The following is a 17,172-nucleotide window of genomic DNA, read 5'->3' on the forward strand; positions in this document are numbered from 1 at the left end:
GAGAGGGATCCGTGGCTACCGACTACAACGCGATCGTCGAGACGATCACGAAGGCACAGCAGCGCGGGGACGAGCGGCCGGCGGCGGACAAGCCGCAGGTGACCGTCGACCGGCTCGGCGGCATCCGGGTCAACCAGGGCAAGCCGAGCGAGGCGGCGATCTCCGAGGTGCAGCACGGCACGTTCGCCGTCGCCGTCTCCGACGCCCGGCAGCGGCGCGACGCCGAGACGGCCCGCACCAAACTGCCGCCGGGCACCTACTACGAGGAAGCCGCCGGGGCCGAAGGCTGGTACTACTCGATCGTCACGCCCGAGTTCCGCAACGAGTACGTGTTCTGCGCGTCGTTTGACGGCCTCGACTACAAGGTCCGGCTGATCGCCCCGGATCTGGAGGCGCGGGGATACGCTGGGCACGGCGGCCACCTCTACCCCGGCGGCAAGATCTGCCTGAGCAAGTCGGCGGGGGCGGGCCAGCCGTCGCTGGAGACCGCGTACTCCAAGTCGGTCCTGTGGGCGCACGGCATGGACTTCGTTCGCAGCGGCGTCACCTTCCCGTTCTCCTACGACCAGTGAACGGCAGAGCAGACCGATGCTGGCCGTCACGATCACCGATTACGCGCTGACCGACATCGTCGCGACACTGGGGGCGGTCCGGCCCGAGCAAGGTGGTGCCCTGCTCGGGCTGCCCGGCTCCGACCTGGTCACCTCGTTCGTGCACGACACCCCGGCGGTCGTCACCACGGTCCGCTACCACAACAGCGACTGGCTGCTCGACGAGGTCACCCGGCGGGAACAGCAGGGACCGGAACGGTTCAAGGGGATCGTCCACTCGCACCCCGCCGGGGTCCCGCAGCCCAGCTCGCAGGACTGCTCCGAGTTCGGTGAGTCGTTGCGGCTCAACCCGGAACTGGGCCGCTACCTGGCCGGGATCGTCACCCTGACCCCGGAGGTGGACCCGGACGAGCACCAGCTCACCCTGGGGCCGGCGCTGTGCTCGTTCTTCGGCGCGTCGTGGGCCGGTCCGCGGCTGTCGGTGCGGCGGATGCGGCCCGTCGTCGTACCGATCCAGCAATCCCTGGCCCACGCCGGCCTAGACCCGGCCGCCCACCGGCCGGTCCCAATCGTGGTGGACGGCGCGGTCGCGCTCGGTTCCCGGCTCACCCCGGCCGGGCTGCCGCCGGCCACCCTGCTGTTCCCTGCCGGGTTTCCGCTGGCCGCGCCGCTGCTGCTGCCGGACGGCGGCCCGGCCCGGCCGCTGACGTGGGACCTGTCGCTACCGGCCATCGACCGGCTCGCCGCCGCGCTGCGGCCCGCCCCACGGCCCACGGCACGGCCCGCGCCGCCGCAGCAACAGCCGGTGCCGCGCCGGTCGCCGTGGTACCGCCGTCGCCGCGGCCGGGGTCACGCTCCCGTCGACCTGTTCGCGCGTACCCAGGGCCTGCTCTCCGCCGACCTGCGGCACCGGCGGGTGCTGGTCGCCGGGGTCGGGTCGGTCGGCACCTACCTGGCCGAGACGCTGACCCGCTCCGGGGTCGGCGCCCTCACCCTGCTCGATCCGGACACCGTCGAACCGGCCAACATTGGCCGGTCCATGTTCGCCGTCGACGACCTGGGACGGCCCAAGGCGGAGGCCTGCGCCCGCCGGCTCGCCGAGATCAACCCGGACGTCACGACCGCCGTCGTCGCCGACGCGATCGGCGCGATCCCGTCCCGCACCCTGGCCGCCATGATCGCCGATGCCGACCTGGTGATCGCCGGCACCGACGATAACGCCGCCCAGGAACGCCTCAACCACCTCGCGTACGCCGCCGGTGTCCCGGCCGTGTTCGTCGGCCTCTACAAGGGCGCCGCCGGCGGCGAGGTGATCATCGTGCGGGAGGGGCTGCCCTGCTGGAGCTGCGGCACCGGCGGCGTGCGTGACGGCATCGGCGCCGACGCCACCCGCCCGGAGGTCAACTACGGCACCGGCCGGCTCACCGCCGAGGCCGGGCTGCTCACCGACATCCACCTGGTCAGCGCCGCCGCCGCGAAGATCAGCCTCGCGCTGCTACACCCCGGCGGCGACGCCCGGATCGCCCGGTTCCTCGACCGGCCACTGCACGACGGGGAGAACTACGTGCTGTTCGCCACCGAACCCGGCCACTGGATCTTCCCGCACATCTTCGCCGACACCCTCGGCCAGCACGCGGTCCAGAGCATCTGGATGCGCCCGGAACGCCGCCCCGACTGCCCGGTCTGCGGAACCCTCGAGCACCGCGTCGACCCGCTGTGGCACGGCGCCGACGGCAGCCCGCAGCAGATCCTCGACCGGCAGCGGGCCGCCTACCAGCAGCGGATGCGGTCCACAGCCGGCCGGGAGCAGTGATGCGTACGTCACTGCCGATCACCTGGTTGCCCGTCGAGGACGAGGACCCGACCGCCGACCGTCCGGTCGCCGGTGCCCTGCACGGTGCCCTGACCCGGTTCCTGCGCGGGCTCGGCCACCACGGCCGGCTGGTGCTGACCGCCACGGTCAGCCGCCGTCCGGACGGTCACGCCCGCATCGACCTGGAGGTCAGCGGCGGCGCCGAGGCGCCCGACACGACCCGGAGGCTGCGGCACACGATCGGCACCGTGGTCGGGGTCGGCGCGGACGAGCCGCCGCCGGTCCGGCCGTCCGGCGGACGGGCCTGGCAGCTGCGGCCGGTCAGCCCCGGCCGCTTCCCTGGTTTCGCGGCCGACGCGGTGTGGCCACGCGACGGCTTCGACTGGCCCGCGGTGCTGGCCTGCGTGGAACGCACCCCGACGGTGACTGCCGTGACCGTGGTGCTCGCGCCGGTGGAGACACCCGAGGCGAGCCTGCCGGTGGTGGCCCGGGCCGCATCCCGCCGCCTCGACCGGGACCCGCGGGCCGAGGCGACCCGGCACTACCTGACCGCCGTCGAGGAGATGCGGCAGGGTGTCTGCGCCGCGCACGTGTCCGTGCACGCCGACGAGCACGGCGCCCGGCAGGTCGCGGCCTGCCTGCTTACCACGGCCGGGCGGGAGAGCGTCACGGTCGAGGTTGCCACCAGCCGGCCGGCCGGGAACGCGATGCTGCAACTGGGCCGGTTCGTGCCCGTCGAACGCGCCGCCGGCCTGCTGCCGCTGGTCGCCCTGCACGACGTGCACCCGACCCGGTTCCCGCGGCGGCAGCCACCGCTGGGTTCCTGGGAACCGCGCGCCACCGGTGCGCCGTCGCTGCTGCTGGGCACCACGGCGACGGGCGACGAGTACCGGCTGCCGATCGCCGACCTGGCCCAGCACCTGATCGTCACCGGGCTGCCCGGCTTCGGCAAGTCCACCACGACGATGAGCATGCTGGCCCGGCTCTGGACTGAACACCGGATCCCGTTCCTGGTCATCGACCCGGAGAAGGACGAGTACGCGGGACTGATTCACCAGCTCGGCGCGGCCATCGGGCAGCCCGTCTCGGTGCTGCGGCTCGGCCGTGACCCGGTCCGGCTCAACCCACTGGCCGTACCCGACGGGGTCGCCCCGGCCGCGTTCGGCGCCACCGTTGCCGAGTTCCTGGACGCCTCCACCCACCTGAGCGAATCGTGGCCGCTGGCCGCGTCGGTGCTGCGAGCCGTGGTCGCCGGCCTCTACACCGCCCCGGAGCCACCCACCATCGCCGGGCTGTACCGGGAGGTACGCGCGTGGGCCGCGGCCACCCCGTCCGGTGCCCGGCAGGCCGCCGAGCTCGAACTGTCGCTGGGTGCTCGGATCCAGTCGCTGATGTCCGGCCCGAACGCGGCCGCTCTGTCCGGCGGCCCCGGTGCCGGCCTCGACTGGGGACGGCTGCTGTCCCGGCCCGCCCTGATCTCCCTGGCCGGGTACGCCGACCAGGGTTCCCGCGAGCTCGCGTTCGGCCTGCTGCTGGCCGGTCTCGTCGAGTACCGCCGGGCACACCCCGGCACCGGCCTGACTCACCTGGCCGTGCTGGAGGAGGCGCACATGGTCCTCGGCGGCGGTGACGGACAGGCCGGCACCGCGGAACGCGGCGTCTCCGCAGCCCTGGCCACACTGCGCGGCTACGGGCAGGGGCTGGCCTTGGTCACGCAGACGCCGGGGCAGCTCAGCCGCGGCATCACCGAGCTGTTCCCAAACCGGATCAGTCACCGGCTCGCCGCGACGGCCGCCCCGGACGCCGGGTTCACCGCCGGGCCCGGCGACCAGCGGGCGGTGCGGATGCTGCCGCAGCTGCAGCGCGGTGAAGCGCTGGTGGTGAACGCGGGGACGCAGCCGTTACCCGTACCCGTGCAGGTGACGAGAAGCCCACTGGCAACGCCGGGCATCGCGCTGCCGGTGACCGGCCACCCCGATGTGGTGGGGTCCGGCGGACCGCAACCGATCTGGTGCGCCGACTGCCCGAGCCCCTGCCGGGGCCGGGAGATGCTGCGCCTGCTGCCTGAGGCCCGCGCCCAGCTTCCGGCCGCGCCCGCCGATCTCGCCGACCAGGCGGTACGGCTGGCCGCCACCCTGGCGAAACGGTACGGCATCGCCCCGCGCCCGGATCCCGCCGCGAAGCTCTACTGCCTGGCCGCCCGCACCGTCACCGACCGGCTGGCCGGCGACCCGGCCCGGCTGCACGGCGTGACTCGGGCCGTCCGTGACGCCGTCGACCGCAGTCTGAAGGGACCCCGACAGTGACCGTCATCCCACCGCTGGCCAGCGGCCCGCACTCACTCGACAAGCGGCAGATCACCGTGGATCAGGGCACCGTCGCGGTGGTGCTGCGTAACGGCCAGGTCTGGCAGGTCCGCGGCGCGGGCCGGTCCGGTGCCGTCCGTGGCCTGTTCGCCGGTGACCGCTCGCTGCCGGCCGTCGGTGGTCTCAGCTACCTGCTGTTCGTCAACTCCCCATTCACCGTCGACATGGGCCTGCGGGATCTGCTGCTGCGCGACGGCCGCAGGGTCGGGGTCACCGCCACCGTCCGGGCCCGGCCGGTCTGGATGGAACGCCCGGATCTGCTGCTGCAACTGGCCCGCGAGTACGGTGTGCACAGCGTCGACCGGTACACCACGGTCGCCGCGGCCCAGCTGGACGCCGACTTCCGCGCGCACGCCGCAGCCGCCCTGTCCCGGGTCGTTCACGACAGTGTCGTCACCACCACCGACGCCCGGCACACCCTCGGCGGGCAGACCGCCAGTGACCTGCTGATGATCGAGATCCTCAACCCGGTCTTCACCCTCGACGACACCGAGGTCACCCTCGACCAGATGGCCCGTGAATACGAGATCGAGCACCGCCGCGTCGGTTACGACACCCAGCTGGAGAACGCCCGCCTGCAGGCCGAGCAGAGTCTCGAGGGGGTTCGGCACGTGCTCGCCGAGATCCGCGCCCAGCATCAGGTGGCCCTGGACCGAATCAACGCGCTCGGCGAGGCCGAAACCCAGGCCCTGGCCGCCGCGACCTACGGCGTCCACCCGTGGACGTACCGGCACCCGGAGCTGGCTCAGGAGGCCGACCTGGCCCGGATGGCGTCGCTGCAGGGCCTGATCACCGAGTACGCCGACACCATCCCGTTCCTCGCCGAGGTCCTCGACCAAACCCCGGCGCAGCTGCTGTCGGCGCTGCTGCGTAACGAGAATCCGGCGGCCGCTCCCCGCGTGGTCACCGCCACCACCGGTTCCGGAGGCGGACCGCGGTGGCGGATCGCCGACGAGGTCCAGGAAGCGCTGCAGTTCGCCACCGAACTCGCCGACGTCACGGGGGCGGCTACGGCCACCGTGGACGGACCCAGCGGCACCCGGCTGCTGATCGCCGCAGTCGGCGGCACCAACGCCCCGGTCGTGTTGCCGCTCGACTCGCCGTACTGGCTGTCCTGTGGATACACCCAGGTCACCATGTGCCTGGTCCCGGAGAGCGGTGGCGCGGCCCTGGTCTGCGGGGAACTCGCCCGCACGATGACCGGCGAGTGCGGGCTGCCGGTCGACGACGTCGAGGTCACCGAATCCGGGTCGGGCCTGGAGGTACGGTTGGGCCTGGGCGCTGTTCCCGGCCACATCAACGCCCAGGAGGCCGGGACGAATCTAGTGGCATGGCAGAGCGCCCTCACCGACCTGTTCGCGGCGGCTGGCTTGACCGCGACCGTGCGGCTGACCTCGGGTGCCGCCGGTGGCTGACGCCGAGACCGAGGCCCGCCGGCACGCCTACCAGCAGCGGATGGCCGGGGCGGGCCGTCCGAGCGGGTCCACCGAACCTCAGGTTACGGTCGGGCGGACGTCGCTGCCGGCGAGCGGCCCGGTGCCCCGGCCGGCCGGCGCGGCCCGTGACCTCAAGAGCCTGCGGATGGCCGGGCTGTGGCTGGCCATCCTCGCGGTGATGGCCGTGGTGGCGTTCGCCGGGATCAAGGCGATGCAGTGGCACGACACCCGGGCGGCCGAGGCGGCGGCGCGTACTGCGGCGGCGAATAAGGTCGCCGCGATCCTGGATGAGAGCATCGTGGGCCGGCAGAACCTGCTGACGGCGATTGGCCTGATCCGGAAGTGCAAGATCGGCGACGCCACCCGGCGGGGCATCCAGAACGCGGCCAAGAACCGGCAGACGCTGCTCGCCAAGGTGACCGTCCTGGACACCAGCCCGCTGCCGGAGGGTGCTGAGATCAAATCCGGTTTGCAGGCGGCGTTGGCCCGCTCCCTCGAAGCCGACGAAGCCTATCTGAAATGGTACGACGCGGCCAAAGGTCACTGCCCGAAGCAGTCCGGGAGACTCTTCGCGGCCATCGATAAAGCCAACGAACGTTCCCAGGACGCCAAGGCCGCCTTCCTCGCCGTCTGGAACCCGGTCGCCCGCGAATATGAACTACCTGAACGGGACAAATCCTCGATCTGAGGCACCATGCCCGATCTCTCACCATGCCCAGCGATAGCCGACAGCCGCCTCTTCGAGGTACGTCACGAACCGCTGTGCCGAATTCCGCTCATCCAGCTCCATCGGCTCGCACAACACCTCGTCACCGCCCTCGACACTGTTCCAGGCCACCCACCACACCGTCGGCGGCACCCGCGACCGGTCGAAGTCGATCCGCAGGTGCACCCGCTCCGTCCGGCCGTGCGCGATCCGCCGCACCTCCGCGTGCTCCGGCGACGCGTCGGTCGGCAGCACCGTCCGATACTCCAGATTGGCGATGTCACCGGTGTTCAAGGTGCGGTTCAGCAGCACCTCCACCACCTGCAGCCCGTCACCGTACGGATACGACTCGCCGACCTCGCCGCCGGCCAGAACCTCCACCTCGACCGCACTGTCCCGGGTGACATGCGCGTACCGGTCGACGCCGTCGCGCAGCGCCGCGATCACATGCACCGCGTGATGCTCCACCGGTACCCCGGCCGGCCCGATCAGATGCCGCTCGAAGACCGACAGTGTCCGGTGCAGTTGCGGCAGCGGCAGCGTCTCGTGTCGATGCCCGCCGAGGGTCCGCACGATCCCGGCGTCGAGTGGCAGCCCACCGGCCCGCAGCGCGCCCCACAACCGGTCGGCGTGCACGTCGGTCATCTCGAACGCGTCGACGAACCACTGCATCGTCTCGGCGCTGATCACCTCACCGGACAGGGCCCGCCGCACCCGGTCCCGGATCGTGCGCGGCAACGCACGGTCCTGCTCGGACCGCTCACCAGCCTCCCACAGGTGCAGCGACAGCACCTTCGCCACTGCGGCCGTACTGATCTGATCGGGACCCCCGGCCCGCACATGCGCCTGCCAGAGCCGCCGATACCGGGCCTCCTCGGTCAGCAGGTGGCGCAACAGCAGACCCGCAGCGGCCGCACTGGTGCCAGGTTCGGTCATCGTGTGTGCTCCCGCGTGACATCCGGTGCCACTCGGCACCGTTGGTGCGCGAATCTACGCCTGGACATGCGGCGATGGGATCCCCTGCGCCGAATCCCGCCCTTGCCGCCGATGCCACGCTTACCCGGAATACAGCCTGGCCCGGAGAACGGCTTTCTCCGCACGCCGAATGCATCCCTGCCGATCCTCCCAACCGTCATGACCGGGCACACCGCGGCAGGAGCCGGCGCATGACCGCGCGACCGTCCATCGTGGGTGGCCTAGTACTCCAGCCGTAGCTGTGTGATCGGGAGTATTGCCAGCTCATCGGTATGATCCGTGTCGGGCCGCCGCCGATGGGGCAGCTGTCGATGTCGATGTTACGCGCCCGTTGGCTGAGCGATCGCACCGCGAGTCTGTTGTGGTCGGTCGGCGGCCGGGCAGGCTCTTGCGCTTGTGCTGATCGATGAGATCGTCGGATGGCGGACGGGTCTGGACGACCTGCTCGCCCGCATCGCGCACCGCTTTGGCCGGGCCGAGCCCCGCCGGCAGGCCCTCAGCTACCTGGTCAGGCTGCTGTCGCCGCTGGCGGCGAAGAACGGCTGGACCCTCGCGGAGGCAGCCGGAGACGCGACCCCGGACCGGATGCAGCGGCTACTCAACCGCTCCTTGTGGGACCCGGACGCCGTCCGTGACGACCTCTTCGCCTATATCGCCGAGCATCTCGGCCACGACGACGGGGTCCTCATCGTCGATGAGACGGGATTCCTGAAGAAGGGCGTCAAGTCCGCCAGGGTGCAGCGTCAGTACTCCGGCACGGCCGGGCGGACGGAGAACTGCCAGCTCGGCGTGTTTCTCGCCTACGCCGGCCCGCATGGTCGCACCCTGGTCGATCGGGAGTTGTACCTGCCGCGCGGCTGGTGCGACGACCCCGCCCGCCGCGCCGAGGCCGCGATCGGCCCTCGGGTCGGGTTCGCCACGAAGCCCGCTCTCGGCCTGCGGATGCTCGACCGCGCCATCGCCGCGGGGCTTCCGGCGCGGTGGGTCACCGCCGATGAGGCCTACGGCCAGGACTCGAAGTTCCGCAGCCGCGTGGAGCAGCACAGGATCGGCTACGTCCTGGCCGTGCCTCGTAACCAGCGCATCCCCACCGCGGTGGGCAACTCCCGGCCCGACGTTCTTGCCGCCAGCGCCCCCGTCGAGGCGTGGAAGCGCCGCAGCTGCGGCGACGGAGCGAAGGGCCCGCGGCTCTACGACTGGGCTGCGGCCACCCTGCCCGACACCGACACCGAGGGCTACCGGCACTGGCTGCTCATCCGACGCAGCATCGCCAACCCCGACGACCGTGCCTACTACCTGTGCTTCGGCCCCGCCGACACCGACGACGAGACCCTGATCCGCGTGGCCGGGACCCGGTGGGCGATCGAGGAGTGCTTCCAGAGCGCGAAGACCGAGGTCGGCTTGGACCACTACCAGGTCCGGCGTTACGACGCCTGGTACCGGCACATAACGCTCGTTCTGTGGACCCACGCCTACCTCGCCATCACCACCGCCCACACGAAAAGGGGGACCCAGAACATGATCATGAGCAGCTCGTGCCCCTCAGCCTCGGCGAGGTCCGCCGTCTCCTGGCACACCTGATCACCACCACCCCACCCTTCGAACACATACATCGATGGTCACGATGGCGACGCCGACACCAATACCGCGCCAAACGGGCCCACCACCAGCGAAGACACCGAATCCACCAGCTACGGCTGGAGTACTAGACGGCGGAGGCTGGAGTCAGGGAGACGACGGAGGTGCGCCGCAGTGTGCCGCCGCCTTCGATGCTGAGCGCGCCGTGGTCCATGAGGGGCTTCAGCGCCCTGATCACGTGCTCCGGTCGGTACACCGTTTCGAGCAGAGCGAAGTGTCGCAGGTCTTCGACGCGGACGGGTCCGCTGCGTCGAAGCTGTTGGGTGAGTAGTCGGGTCAGCGGTCCGAGTTGTGGTTCGTCGACGTCGAACAGCGTCTCGGCCTGCTCGTCGCGGGGATCGCGGAAGCCGACGCCCTGGGTGCGGTCGACCTCCCAGAGACTGTCCTTCATCTTCTGCACGCCGAGGCGATGGCGGGTGCCGAAGATCAGATAGAGCGGCTGTCCCTTCCTGGGGATCAGCTCGAAGTCCAACAGGTACGGGAAGCCTGCTGCGCGCAATGCTTGCCGGTAGCAGGTGAGAATGTGCCGGCTCTTCGCTTCTGGTGCCAGGTCTGCCACGGTTCGCCATGCGGGGTTGCCGCCGAACACCGCGTCGCCAGCTTCGCCGAGGTCGCTGACGAAGCGCACGAAGTGTTGCGGAAACAGGGTGACGATGACCTCGCTGGAGACGTTCGCGGCCAGGCGCCGAAGGAGGCGATATGGCACTGGCGCGTTACCCCAGGAGTCGAGGTTGGCGAAGATCGGTTGCCCCCAGGCGCGCATCTCGTCGAGGGTGGCCTCCAGATGGGAGGCGCAGGTGCCCTTAACGATCTTCACGGGCATGGCGGCGTCGGTGCGCGGCCGTTCAGGGAACGCCTTCGTCAGGGTCGCCCGGAGCATGTCGACGCAGCGTTGGTCGTCGTCGACAAAGGCGAAGCGGGCGACGCCCTTGGTCCTGGGCACCTTGGTGACCAGCGCCCGCATTGCGATCACTGGCGAACCCGGCTCGTCGCCCTTGTAGATCCCCGGGCCGGCGAAGCCCTCGGCGTAGGTGACCGAGGGATAGGCGTTCGAGCCGGCTAGGAGGATGGGGAACCAGCGCTCAAGGTAGCGCTGGTAGATGTCATGCTTGGCGCCCGTGTGTGGGGCGCATTCCCATGGCACCTCACCATTGACCGGCATCCGTACCCCCTGGCTACCGAGTGTCAGGCGTCAGTGTCTCATCGCAACCTCATCGGCGGAACCCATCGACCGTTGGCCGGCCGGCGCGAAGCGACTACGGCGGTCATGCCTTTGGCGAGACACCAGCGAACATGCGCGTGGGCATGGCCGAGTGTTTGCGTCCGTCTAGCTCACGGCCGCCAGCCTTCGGCGTGCGACCCCCCCACTGCTTGAAGAAGAAGGCGGTCCCCGCCTCACCACACTTGTCCCGCAACTGCCGAACCCACAGCGGGTCCACTGGTCGGTGGGCCGGCCCGGACTCGCCCCCAGCGATGAGCCAGTCGATACCGTCTAGGTTCAAGTCGGCCAACGGGCCGAGCAGGGGTTCTGCGGAGAGGAAGCGGACAGCGGCCGGAACCCGCCGCAAGTCGTCCACGCGGGAGAGTTCCGTGGGGCCCTCCACGCTGACGCCCATCCAGATGTTCGGTGCCCAGTCCAACTGCGGGGCCACCTTAGCCAGCCTGCCTGCTCGTTTGGTGAGCAGCTGGTAGGTATGCTGCGGCGTTTCGCGCATCACCTCGAACACCCGCTGCACGAACGGCAGCGGTACTCGAGCGTGGAAGAGATCCGACATCGAGTTTACGAACACGATCCGGGGATCGCGCCAGCGTCGGGGGACGTCTAGGGCGTCTTCGTGTACTGCGACCCCGAAGCCGGGGCCGGAGGTTCGTGGATCACCGTCGGTCTGATACTTGGCTGAACCCATAGCCTTCAGCCGCTTCGACAGAGTGAGGGCGTAGCAGTTGTCGCAGCCCCGGGAAATGCGATCGCACCCGGTGGTGGGGTTCCACGTCGCCTCTGTCCACTCGATGGGACTGTGGTCCGCCACCGAATCACCTCCCTACACGCCTATACTGTCGAACGTTCGTACGATGCGGAAGGGGGTCGCTGAAAGTCGCCGCTCCGCCGGTCGTCGGCGATGTCGCGTTACCGCGTACAACGGTCGGGCAAGTGGATAGACGTTGGCGGCGCGGGATTGTTGTACGGGAGCACGGCACGCAGACCGGACAGCAGCCAGTCAACGGGTCGGTGCGGCGGCAGGCTACCTCCGTGAGTGCCGTGCGCCAGCCGCCGAGTCGGCCGGCGGCGACCTGTCGTAGGGGCTCGGATCCTTGAAGCGAACAAGATCGTCAGAGGACTGACCTGTCTATCGATATGCCGTAAGTGGCCCTTCGCCCCGGCGCGGGTAGGGCGCAGCCCCTGGCGCGCACTGCGTTCCTCTACCGAGGAACGCCCTCACGTCGGCCATCTTGTTGTCGGCCATAGCCGCCAGCATGACGCCGACCTTCGGCATTGGTTGGTGATGGGCAGTACGGTGCATCCGTGCTCAGTGGCGTCACGCGACCCTTGATCTTCGTGGACATCGACGGTGTGCTTCTGCCGTTGCGGGCTCGGCCAGCCGGCGTGAGCTCGTCCGTGACTCTCGGTGCGGTGGCCACCTCGGACAGCTCGGGCAATCCGCTGCTCGGTCGGCTCGACCCTGGTGACGGTCCCCGGCTGGGTGGGCTGCCGGGTGATCTGGTGTGGGCGAGTACGTGGATGGCGGAGGCGAACGAGGCGATCGCGCCTCGGCTCGGTCTTCCCGTGTTGCCGTTCGTCGACTGGCCGGATGCCGATGAGCGATCGCCGCGCGGTGTGCATTGGAAGAGCGTGCCGCTGATGCGGTACGCCGCCGGTCGTCCGTTCGTCTGGCTCGACGACGAGATCACCGACGTTGACTGCCGGTGGGTCGCTGCGCACCACCGGCATCCCGCGTTGCTGCACCGCGTCGATCCGCATCGCGGGTTGACGGGCGCTGATCTCGACACCGTTCATCGGTGGCTTGCACAGTGTGTGGGATCCGCAGATAGCCGTCCGCGCTACCGGTGATAGTAATCATTCTATCTATGTCTCGCATTTCAGGACGATCGCAAGGAAATTCTTGACAAGCCATAGTGTGGCTTCACAATGTGCCGAATTGGGCGGCCGGGAATCGTTTGATCAAGGCTGCGACCTGGTCCTTCTGGCTTATCGTCTACGGATCAGAAGGTTAGGGGTTCGAGTCCCTTCGGGCGCACAAACGATCAAGGCCGTGACCAGCGGAAACGCCGGTCACGGCCTTGATCGCTTCTGCTGACTGGGACGGATCTTCCCAGGATTTGGAATCCGGTGCTCCGATGGTGCTCCGTTGTCGGCGTGCTGTTCCGGCCGGGGTTCGTGCTGGTTGGTGTTGACCAGTGCGTTTGCGTGTCGGTTGGTCTGGACCATGGTCCGGGCGCCGGTCCGTCCGGATGCAGCTGCTGTCCACTGTGGTCGGTCGTGTGGATCTTGTCCGGCGGGCTGGACGTCTGGGTGGTCGGTCGCCGTTGACCTGGGCGGGCGCAGGTGACGGAGAGGATCGGGACATCGCCCGGGGCCGAGGGTGGCCGGTGACGGCTGGAAGGTCCACGCATCTGATTCCGGCTCTTTCGACCAGCGCGTCGGAGCCCCGGGGCATGCCGGGCTGTCGGCATGCCGGGCCACCTCACGAGTCCCGCCGGGACCCCTGTCGGTGGTAGGGGCGCGACCGGCCTGTGCGTAGTTGTCGCTGGTACAGGGTGTGGTGAGAGTGACACGAGGAGCAGTAGCTAGGTGACACGCTCTCGTGGTGCGCCCGGCCACGGCATCGGGCGAGGACCGGTTAAACACGTGTAGATCAGGTACAGGTCGAAGCCGGTGACTTGGCTACGTCGGAAACCATTGTCCTGCGCGGCCGGTGATTGGTGGTGCGACCACCCTGCTCGGCGCGGGCTGGGTGCTGCAACGGAGACCGGCTGGCGCGGCCGGTGAAACGGGCCGAGTCGCCCATCGCGGTGTCCTCCAGCGCCTCGCTCCAACGGAGACCGGCCGGCGCGGCCGGTGAAACGTGCCCTGCCGGTGCTGGTGATCGTCGACAGCATGACGCTGCAACGGAGACCGGCCTGTGCGGCCGGTGAAACTAGCCGTCCGGACAGAACAGAGTCAGCACCGGGTTGGCGCTGCAACGGAGACCGGCCGGCGCGGCCGGTGAAACGTCCCGGGCCGGAGGCTCACCGCCGTTCTCAGTATCGGGCTGCAACGGAGACCGGCCGGCGCGGCCGGTGAAACCTCTACCCCCGTGGGGGTGAGCACAGCGTCATCAGCGGTGCTGCAACGGAGACCGGCCGGCGCGGCCGGTGAAACTACGCGTCCTGGGACCAGTAGACGCCCAGGACACGCGCTGCAACGGAGACCGGCCGGCGCGGCCGGTGAAACCCTTCTTGAACAGCAGGAATGGCCCTGTAGTGATCTACTTTTCCCTGACCAGTGCCCCGTTGCATCCCTTTTCTGCGCTTTTTGTGGTTGGGAACCCCTCGCTGGGGCCGTGATCGCCGAGGGTTCCGAACCTTGGTAGCGCCGGGGCTGCTTGAGTTGTCAAGTTCCGGGCCCTGAGGGGCGTGGATGTCCGCCGCTGGCGGGCTGGTACGGGAGTGCCGCGCTTGCGTTCTGTTCGGTCGGGCTTGTTCTGGTGATCGAGCTTTGCTCCATGGAGCATGGAGACTGTTGAACCAGGGTAGCTGTCGTGTGAGTTCCCTTGCTGGCTGGGATTTCGAGTTCCCTGACGGCCGACGTCACGCCGCCGGCCAAAGGCCAGCTCGGACTGGAGCCCTCCCAACTAGGTCCACGCTTATGTCGCCGCTCCTGTGTCGGTAGCGGGTGTAGCCATGGCATCCGAGGGCCTGGGACGAGAGCGGGTCCGTCGCTACTCGCTTGGTGTCTGCGGTGGTGTCGCACCTGCGGCTTTGAGCAATGCCTCTGTCTCGGTGTGACCGCCTCGGGCGGCCCATTCGAGGGGCGACAGGCCGGCGCCGTGGTCTTCGCGGAGGTTCGGATCTGCGCCGTGGGTGAGGAGTTCGCGGACGATATCGGCGTGGCCCCAGGCTGCGGCTCCGGTCAGGGGTGTCCCCTCGTCGCCGCGTCCGCCCTCGACGTCCGGGTCCGCGCCGGCGTCGAGGAGGATCCGTACCGCCACCGGCTTGTTGTGCAGTGCGGCCAGGTAGAGGGGCGTGGTGCCATCACGGTCCGCCGCGTTGGGGTCTGCTCCCACGCGCAACAACGCGAGCATCGCGGGGAGATCGTCCCGCAGCAGCGACGCCATCAGACGAGCGGTGAGCTTCTTGCGCTGACGGACCTTCACCAGCGCCAGGGTAGGCCAGCCGCAGCTGGAAGATCGAAGAAGCCTTCAAGGTTGCGAAGACCGGACTCGGCTGGACCAACATCAACACCGATGCTGGAGATCCTGGTATCGCTGGGCTTCCCTGGTGATCGGCTTGCCTGCACCCTGCTCGGTCGAGGTGCCGCCTTTGGATGGTGCCGAGTCAAGGTTTGTCAACGGTTCGGGCCGTCTCAACCGACGCGGCTGGCTTCCTCTATACGTTCTCTTGAGGGCGAGTCCGGTTTACCTGCACCATGAGAGGGTGGTTCGGTAGCTTTCGTCCAATATGGGTTTGGGCTGGCATGTGAATGTGAGCCGTGGTCGTAACCGGTAGGTCCGGCCGGCGTTGGGCTGATCATGGGTGAGCGTGCGGCGTATCCGAGTGACCTGACCGATGAGCAGTGGGCGGTGGTGGGTCCGTTCCTGCAGGCGTGGAAGGACCGGCATCCGTCGGTGTCGGGGCATCAGGGTCGCTACGAGCTGCGGGAGATCGTGAATTCGATCTTCTACCAGAACCGGACGGGTTGTCAGTGGGCGTACCTGCCGCACGATCTGCCGCCGAAGTCCGCGACGTATTACTACTTCGCCCAGTGGCGTGACGACGGCACTGACCAGGTGATTCATGATCTGCTGCGGTGTCAGGCGCGGGAGAAGGCCGGCCGTCGGGAGGATCCGACCGCGGTGGTGCTGGACACTCAGTCGATTCGGGCGGCCAACCACGTCCCGGCGGCGACGACCGGCAAGGACGCGGCGAAGAAGGTGCCGGGCCGTAAGCGGGGCCTGGCGGTGGACGCGCTGGGGTTGATCATCGCGGTGGTGGTCACCGCGGCGTCGGTCACCGACAATGCGATCGGTGTGAGGCTGCTGGACAACGTCCTCGCGCACACGCCGACGGTGACCAAGGCGTGGGTCGATGCCGGGTTCAAAGACGACGTGCAGATCCACGGCGCGGTCCGAGGTATCGATGTCGAGTAGGTCCTGCGGTCCGACACGACGGCCGGGTTCGTGCCGGTGAAGCGCCGGTGGGTGGTGGAGCAGACCAACGGCACGTTGATGCTGCACCGCCGTCTGGTCCGCGAGTACGAGAGCCGACCCGCCTCCGCGGTGTCACGCACCTGGTGGGCCTCGACGGCGAACCTCATCCGCCGGTTGACCGGCACCGCCACCACGTCCTGGCGCGACCAACGGTGACGCAGCCGACGCTGCTGGCCCTGCTCACCGAACGCGAGAACGCCGCCGGCCTGGCCGTCGAGCGGCTCCGCGCCCAGATCGCTTCCCTCGACGAGCAGCTCACCGCGGCCGAGACCGAGGTCGCCGAACTCGCCATCACCCGCAAGACGCTCCTGAGCCTGGGCGGCCCACTCGATCCGGCGGCACCTGCTGACCCGACCGTCGCCAGCCCCGCCTACCAACAGATCCTCGCCGTGTTCCACGGCGCCAACGCACCGATGCGCGCCAAGGACATCTGCCAGGCCCTCGCCGCCGGCACCACCGCGAAGGACACCGAGAATCTCCGCGCGAAGCTCAAACGCCTCGTCGCCCGCCAGATCCTCACCGAACCCGAGGCCGGACTGTTCACCCTGGCCCCGCCGACGGCGTCCGCGTAACCCCCACCACCAGGGCCGCTAACGAACCGTCAAACCCGCATCGGACAAAGCCTCCCGAACCACCCTCTGAGAGCGCGTCGTGCGTACACGACGCTCTCGTCGCTCCAGAGCACAGCGGTGCCCTGTGCGGTGGTGTGGCTGTTGCTCACGGCTTCGCCGAGCAGGGTCAGGCAGTTGCTGGCGTCATCGAGGACACCGACAGCCTCCCACTTGTCGCGGCGTCCTGTCGTTAGCCGGTCGTGGTTGAGGCTGACGCATCGCACCGCTTGGGCGAGCGACGCGATGAGCCGGCCGGTGTCCTCCAGCTTGATCACCGCAGGGGAAGCGTCGGCCACTTCGCGTTTCTGCGCGTCGTCCGCCTGCTTGAGGTGGGTCACGAGGTCGGCGAGGTCGACGTCTGGAAGGTGCGACCGTACGTAGGTCTCCTCGCGGATGCCAAGGGCGGCGGCGGTGGTGGTGACAAGGTCGGCGAGGATGTCCTGCGCGGTGACCGCCGAGATGTCCAGGCCTCGATGGCGGCCTTCCTCGCGCAGCCGCCCGACCGCTTCCTGGAACTTGGCCATCCGACGCACGCGTCCTCCTGTGGTGATCCTCCATCCGCACGATAGCCGGCCGGCACATGGGCAACCCGGAAAGCGGTCCACAGGACGGATCTGGTCACCGAGCCCAGGTTGCGGCAGGCATGTC

13 protein-coding genes, 1 pseudogene and 1 CRISPR repeat array are annotated in these 17,172 nt (G+C 69.3%); of the genes and pseudogenes, 9 read left to right on the forward strand and 5 right to left on the reverse strand.

Translation table 11 applies throughout. From position 1 onward, the window contains the following. Nucleotides 1-11 precede the first annotated feature (11 nt). The 5 genes from O7628_RS13590 to O7628_RS13610 are packed head-to-tail and all read left to right on the forward strand — an operon-like array spanning nucleotide 12 to nucleotide 6,854. Nucleotides 12-572, forward strand: coding sequence for a hypothetical protein (locus O7628_RS13590; RefSeq protein ID WP_278130791.1), 561 nt, complete (start codon nucleotides 12-14; stop codon nucleotides 570-572). Between the two features lie 16 nt (nucleotides 573-588). After that, entirely contained in the window at nucleotides 589-2,364 is a 1,776-nt protein-coding gene (locus O7628_RS13595; protein ID WP_278130793.1) for a ThiF family adenylyltransferase, read from the forward strand. Further along, the gene (locus tag O7628_RS13600; RefSeq protein ID WP_278130794.1) at nucleotides 2,364-4,670 is read left to right on the forward strand and encodes a hypothetical protein; all 2,307 of its coding nucleotides are present in this window, start codon (nucleotides 2,364-2,366) and stop codon (nucleotides 4,668-4,670) included. The genes O7628_RS13595 and O7628_RS13600 overlap by 1 nt, the downstream gene beginning before the upstream one ends. Beyond that, nucleotides 4,667-6,145 carry a hypothetical protein gene (locus O7628_RS13605; RefSeq protein WP_278130797.1) on the forward strand — a complete coding sequence of 493 codons (1,479 nt, stop codon included), beginning with the start codon at nucleotides 4,667-4,669 and terminating at the stop codon, nucleotides 6,143-6,145. Before O7628_RS13600 ends, O7628_RS13605 begins: the two co-directional genes overlap by 4 nt. After that, nucleotides 6,138-6,854: a hypothetical protein gene (locus O7628_RS13610; RefSeq protein WP_278130799.1), complete on the forward strand. Its 717-nt coding sequence runs from the start codon at nucleotides 6,138-6,140 to the stop codon at nucleotides 6,852-6,854. Before O7628_RS13605 ends, O7628_RS13610 begins: the two co-directional genes overlap by 8 nt. Before the next feature lie 18 nt (nucleotides 6,855-6,872). On the opposite strand, the gene O7628_RS13615 is transcribed toward O7628_RS13610, so the two are convergent. Further along, entirely contained in the window at nucleotides 6,873-7,847 is a 975-nt protein-coding gene (locus O7628_RS13615; protein ID WP_278130802.1) for a hypothetical protein, read from the reverse strand. Nucleotides 7,848-8,258: 411 nt separating this feature from the next. Between O7628_RS13615 and O7628_RS13620 the strand changes: the two genes are divergently transcribed. Next, entirely contained in the window at nucleotides 8,259-9,428 is a 1,170-nt protein-coding gene (locus O7628_RS13620; RefSeq protein WP_278136305.1) for an IS701 family transposase, read from the forward strand. Nucleotides 9,429-9,552: 124 nt separating this feature from the next. Here the strand turns inward: O7628_RS13620 and O7628_RS13625 are convergent, their stop codons facing one another. Both O7628_RS13625 and O7628_RS13630 read right to left on the reverse strand, forming a co-directional pair. Then, nucleotides 9,553-10,647, reverse strand: a complete 1,095-nt coding sequence (locus O7628_RS13625; protein WP_278130804.1) for a three-Cys-motif partner protein TcmP — start codon at nucleotides 10,645-10,647, stop codon at nucleotides 9,553-9,555. A gap of 103 nt (nucleotides 10,648-10,750) precedes the next feature. Next, nucleotides 10,751-11,515, reverse strand: a complete 765-nt coding sequence (locus O7628_RS13630; protein WP_278130806.1) for a phage Gp37/Gp68 family protein — start codon at nucleotides 11,513-11,515, stop codon at nucleotides 10,751-10,753. Nucleotides 11,516-12,033: 518 nt separating this feature from the next. Between O7628_RS13630 and O7628_RS13635 the strand changes: the two genes are divergently transcribed. Beyond that, a complete protein-coding gene (locus O7628_RS13635) occupies nucleotides 12,034-12,555 on the forward strand; it encodes an HAD domain-containing protein (RefSeq protein WP_347405235.1) in 522 nt (173 codons plus the stop codon). Nucleotides 12,556-13,391: 836 nt separating this feature from the next. Next, nucleotides 13,392-13,938: a CRISPR direct-repeat array (repeat unit 36 nt; unit sequence GCTGCAACGGAGACCGGCCGGCGCGGCCGGTGAAAC). Between the two features lie 487 nt (nucleotides 13,939-14,425). On the opposite strand, the gene O7628_RS13640 is transcribed toward O7628_RS13635, so the two are convergent. Then, nucleotides 14,426-14,860 (reverse strand): ankyrin repeat domain-containing protein, encoded by a 435-nt coding sequence (locus tag O7628_RS13640; protein ID WP_278130810.1) that lies wholly within the window; start codon nucleotides 14,858-14,860, stop codon nucleotides 14,426-14,428. Between the two features lie 375 nt (nucleotides 14,861-15,235). On the opposite strand from O7628_RS13640, the pseudogene O7628_RS13645 reads away from it, so the two are divergent. Together O7628_RS13645 and O7628_RS13650 are read left to right on the forward strand one after the other, a co-directional pair. Further along, nucleotides 15,236-16,069: pseudogene (locus tag O7628_RS13645) on the forward strand (IS5 family transposase). Continuing rightward, the gene (locus O7628_RS13650; RefSeq protein WP_278127552.1) at nucleotides 16,066-16,485 is read left to right on the forward strand and encodes a hypothetical protein; all 420 of its coding nucleotides are present in this window, start codon (nucleotides 16,066-16,068) and stop codon (nucleotides 16,483-16,485) included. The pseudogene O7628_RS13645 and the gene O7628_RS13650 overlap by 4 nt, the downstream one beginning before the upstream one ends. Before the next feature lie 29 nt (nucleotides 16,486-16,514). Here O7628_RS13650 and O7628_RS13655 read toward each other — a convergent pair whose 3' ends face one another. After that, nucleotides 16,515-17,048, reverse strand: coding sequence for a hypothetical protein (locus O7628_RS13655; protein ID WP_278130811.1), 534 nt, complete (start codon nucleotides 17,046-17,048; stop codon nucleotides 16,515-16,517). Nucleotides 17,049-17,172 lie beyond the last annotated feature (124 nt).

The organism is Micromonospora sp. WMMD956 (assembly GCF_029626125.1).
GTDB classification, from domain to species: domain Bacteria; phylum Actinomycetota; class Actinomycetes; order Mycobacteriales; family Micromonosporaceae; genus Micromonospora; species Micromonospora carbonacea.